The organism is Rathayibacter tanaceti (assembly GCF_001634385.1).
Taxonomy (GTDB): Bacteria; Actinomycetota; Actinomycetes; order Actinomycetales; family Microbacteriaceae; genus Rathayibacter; species Rathayibacter tanaceti.
Genome location: NZ_LIIN01000168.1, coordinates 1 through 4,583, shown reverse-complemented (window position 1 = coordinate 4,583; position 4,583 = coordinate 1). Strand labels below are relative to the sequence as shown.

Below are 4,583 nucleotides of genomic sequence, written 5' to 3'. Positions count from 1 at the left end.
CTCGCGGCGGCGGCCGACGGCGCGGGACGAGACTCGGCGACGTGCCGGGGCCGCTCCTCCTGCTGCGGAGCGGGCGCGATGCCGGCGCCGATGCCGTGGACGAGCGTGCGGGCGATCATCAGCTCGAGGTGGAGACGCGGCGAGGTCGCGCCGGTCATCTCGGTCAACGCCTCGTTGACCACGTCGGCGATGCGCGAGAGCTCGGCCAGCCCGAGCGCCCGCGACTGGCCGGCCATGCGGTCGAGTTCGTCCTGCGAGACGCCGCGCAGCACGGCCGAGGCCGCGCCTCCGGTGGCGGCGACGACGATGAGGTCGCGGAGCCTCTCGAGCAGGTCCTCGACGAAGCGCCGCGGGTCCTGACCGGTCTGGATCACGCGGTCGACCGCTCCGAACGCCTCGGCGGAGTCGTGCTCGGCGAGCGCGTCGACGACCTCGTCGAGGAGGGCGCCGTGGGTGTAGCCGAGGAGCGCGACGGCGCGCTCGTACTCGACGGTCTCGTCCTCGGAGCCTGCCATGAGCTGATCGAGGAGGGAGAGGGTGTCGCGCACCGAGCCGCCGCCCGCGCGCACCACGAGCGGGAGCACCCCGGCGGCGACCCGCACGCCCTCGCGCCCGCAGAGCTCCTGCGTGTAGTCGAGCATCTGCGCCGGCGGCACGAGCCGGAACGGGTAGTGGTGGGTGCGCGAGCGGATGGTGCCGATGACCTTGTCGGGCTCGGTCGTCGCGAAGATGAACTTCACGTGCTCCGGCGGCTCCTCGACGATCTTGAGCAGGGCGTTGAAGCCTGGGGGGTGACCATGTGTGCCTCGTCGAGGATGAAGATCTTGAAGCGGTCGCGCGCGGGGGCGAAGATGGCGCGCTCACGCAGATCGCGCGCGTCGTCGACTCCGTTGTGGCTCGCGGCATCGATCTCGACGACATCGAGCGAGCCCTGGCCCTCGCGGCTGAGCTCGACGCAACTGTCGCAGACGCCGCACGGGGTGTCGGTGGGGCCGGCGGCGCAGTTGAGGCAGCGGGCCAGGATGCGAGCCGACGTGGTCTTGCCGCAGCCGCGCGGGCCGCTGAAGAGGTAGGCGTGGTTGACACGGTTGGTGCGCAGCGCCGTCATGAGCGGATCGGTCACCTGCGACTGGCCGATCATCTCGGCGAACGTCTCGGGCCGGTACCGGCGATACAGGGCTGCTACCACCCGACAAGAGTAGCCGCGACCTCCGACACCGGAGCCGGTCCGCCCGGGCCGGCCCGCGCGTACCCTCGGAGCCGTGATCGACCGGCACGCGCTCCCCCGCTTCGACGCCGTGCTCCTCGCGGGAGGTCGCGCACGCCGCCTCGACGGTGCGGACAAGCCGCTGCTCGTGCATCGCGGCACCACTCTGCTGGCGGCCGCGCTCGCGGCCGCACACGGTGCCGAGCGGACAGTGGTGGCAGGGCCGGTGCTGCTGCGGCGGTCTGTCGGCGGGGCCCTGCTGGTGCAGGATGATCCACCCTTCGGCGGTCCGGTCGCGGGTCTGGCCGCCGCCCTCCCAACGCTCGAACGCCCTGACGCACCGGAGTGGGTGCTCGTGCTCGCGACCGACCTCGTCGGTCCGGCCCCGGCCGTGCACCGCCTGCTCACGGAGGCCGCGCGCACGCGAGCCCAGTCCCTGCTCGCCGTCGACGCGAACGGCCGCACGCAGCAGCTCCTCGGTGTTCACCGGCGACGCTCGCTCTCCGAGGCGCTCCGCGGCCTCGACACCGTCGACGGAGCATCGGTGCGCGCTGTCCTCGCTGGGACGCGGATCGAGCTCGTCGGCGTGCCCGCCGGTTCCACCGACGACGTCGACAGCCCTGCTGACGCGCGGCGGCACGGCATCGACCTGCCGCGCCGCACGAACGAGAATGAGCGGATGGACGAGACGCGCGACGACCGACCCACCGACGATCTGCTCAGCACCTGGTGGGACGAGCTCTGCGCAGCGCTCGGCCTCGGTGAGGTTCCGATCGATCGCGACGCGCTGCTCGCGCTGGCGGGAGATGCCGCGCACGCAGTCGTGCGGCCCGCGGCACCGCTGACGACGTTCCTCGCGGGCTACGCGGCAGGCCTCCAGGGCGGGGGCGGATCCGCGCTCGACGCCGCCATGGCGACGTCCCGCGACGCGATCCGCGGGCGGGCGCACACCGCCTGACACGGTACTCCCCCGGTCTCGATGTCGCTCCAGGCGGTGGGCGTAGCGTTCTCGCGAGCCCCGACGTCGCGGCCGGTTCCGAGCGGCGCCGCGGGGGTCCCGCGGAGCGCGCGCCCCGCGGTCGTCCACGTGAAGGAGAACCGCATGTCAGGCAACAGAGCCGTCGCCTACAAGAGCCCCGGAGTCGTCGAGGTCATCGACATCGACTACCCGACCTTCGAGCTGAAGGACGGACCGGGAGTGAACCCGGCCAACATCGGGCGGAAGCTGCCACACGGCGCGATCCTGCGCACCGTGTCCACCAACATCTGCGGATCGGACCAGCACATGGTGCGCGGCCGCACGACCGCACCCTCCGACCTGGTGCTCGGGCACGAGATCACCGGCGAGGTGGTCGAGGTCGGTTCCGACGTCGAGTTCGTGAAGGTCGGCGACATCGTCTCGGTGCCGTTCAACATCGCCTGCGGCCGGTGCCGCAACTGCAAGGAGCGCAAGACGGGCATCTGCCTGAATGTGAATCCCGACCGCCCCGGCAGCGCCTACGGCTACGTCGACATGGGCGGCTGGGTCGGCGGGCAGGCCGAGTACGTGATGGTGCCGTACGCGGACTGGAACCTGCTGGTCTTCCCCGACCGCGACCAGGCGCTCGAGAAGATCCTCGACCTCACGATGCTCTCGGATATCTTCCCGACCGGCTTCCACGGCGCCGTCACCGCCGGCGTCGGCGTCGGCTCCACCGTCTACGTCGCGGGCGCTGGTCCCGTCGGCCTCGCCGCGGCCGTCGGAGCGCAACTGCTCGGCGCCGCGGTCGTCATCGTGGCCGACCTCAACGAGGAGCGGCTGGCGCAGGCCCGCTCGTTCGGCTGCGAGACGGTCGACGTCTCGAAGGGCGACCCGGCCGGCCAGATCGAGCAGATCCTCGGCGTTCCCGAGGTGGACTGCGGTGTCGACGCGGTCGGCTTCGAGGCGCACGGCAACGGCCCCGACTCGGGGTCGGAGGCGCCGGCGACGGTGCTCAATTCGCTCATGTCGATCACCGCGGCGGGAGGCGCGCTCGGCATCCCCGGCCTCTACGTCACGGGAGACCCGGGTGGAGTGGACGACGCGGCGAAGGAAGGATCGCTCTCGATCCGACTCGGCCTCGGCTGGGCGAAGTCGCTGTCGTTCACCACGGGCCAATGCCCGGTGATGAAGTACAACCGACAGCTGATGATGGCGATCCTGCACGACCGCGTCCACATCGCCGATGCCGTGCAGGCCACGGCGATCTCGCTCGACAACGCTCCGCGCGGCTACGCCGACTTCGACAAGGGTGCGGCGAAGAAGTTCGTGCTGAACCCCAACGGCTACCTGGGCTGAGCCGCCGGCGGGGTCCGCTCGATGCGGGCCCCGCTCCGGCGCACCGCGAGAATGAGGAGATGAGCGCGCACCGGCACGAGGCGACTGACTGGGACGAGGCCAGGCGGATCGTCGGCGAGACCGTGCTGCGCAGTCCCGTGGCCCGAGTCCCACTCCTCGACGCCCGCGGGTGCGTCCTCGACCACGCCGTCGTGGCGAGCCGCCCGCTCCCCCACTACGATTCCTCGGCCATGGACGGCTGGGCCGTTCGGGGCCCCGGCCCCTGGCGACTCGGGGCCGGCTCTGCCGCTCCGATCGTCACCGGCGCAGCCGTTCCCGAGTGGAGCGACGCGGTCCTGGCGACGGAGCAGGGTTCGGAGGCGGGCGGGCTGCTCACGGCGTCGGTCGAGCTCCCGCCCGGACGCCACATCCGGCGCGCGGGCGACGAAGTCCCGGCTGGAGGAGTGCTCGTCGACTCCGGTACCCGCCTCACTCCCGCGCATCTCGCCCTCCTCGCGATCGCGGGGGTCGATGCGCTCGACGCCCGCGGGCCGTGCCCCGTCGATCTCGTCTTCACCGGCGACGAGGTCGATACCGAGGGAGTGCCGCGCGCAGGACGGGTACGCGACGCCTTCACGCCGCTGCTGCCCGCTTTCGTCGAACTCTCAGGCGGAGTCGTCGGCGACATCCTGCGCCGGGGCGACGACGACGAGGCGATCGCGGAAGCCCTGTCGGCGGGTTCGGCTCCGATCCGGGTCACGACGGGCGGGACCGGGCACTCGCGGGCGGATGCGGTGCGCCGCGCCCTGGACCTGATCGGAGCGACGACGCTCGTCGACGGCGTCGACATGCGACCGGGGCACCCGACGATACTCGCGGTCCTGCCGGGCGGCGCCCTCGTGGTCGCCCTGCCGGGCAATCCACTCGCCGCCCTGCTCGCCGCCCTCTCCTTCCTTCCGCCCGCGTTCGACGCGGCCGCGGACGCCACGGTCCGCCCGCTTCGCGAGGGGGTGCTCGGCGAGCCGCTCGGACGCGCGGAGACGACGATGCTCGTGCCGGTCGCGCGCGGCGAGGGCGGCT

At 72.6% G+C, this 4,583-nt stretch carries 3 protein-coding genes and 1 pseudogene; 3 read left to right on the top strand and 1 reads right to left on the bottom strand.

Annotated elements, in window-relative coordinates:
• Positions 1 to 1,189 (bottom strand): annotated as a pseudogene (locus ACH61_RS14045) (DNA polymerase III subunit gamma and tau); the annotation flags it as partial.
• Between the two features lie 73 nt (positions 1,190 to 1,262).
• Between ACH61_RS14045 and ACH61_RS14040 the strand changes: the two are divergent.
• From ACH61_RS14040 to ACH61_RS14030, 3 genes are all read left to right on the top strand, one after another.
• Positions 1,263 to 2,165 (top strand): NTP transferase domain-containing protein, encoded by a 903-nt coding sequence (locus ACH61_RS14040; protein WP_082845286.1) that lies wholly within the window; start codon positions 1,263 to 1,265, stop codon positions 2,163 to 2,165.
• 144 nt (positions 2,166 to 2,309) lie between these two features.
• Positions 2,310 to 3,524 (top strand): formaldehyde dehydrogenase, glutathione-independent, encoded by a 1,215-nt coding sequence (fdhA, locus tag ACH61_RS14035; protein ID WP_068213188.1) that lies wholly within the window; start codon positions 2,310 to 2,312, stop codon positions 3,522 to 3,524.
• Positions 3,525 to 3,583: 59 nt separating this feature from the next.
• On the top strand, positions 3,584 to 4,583 hold a 1,000-nt coding region (locus ACH61_RS14030), incomplete at its 3' end, for a molybdopterin-binding protein (protein WP_068213185.1).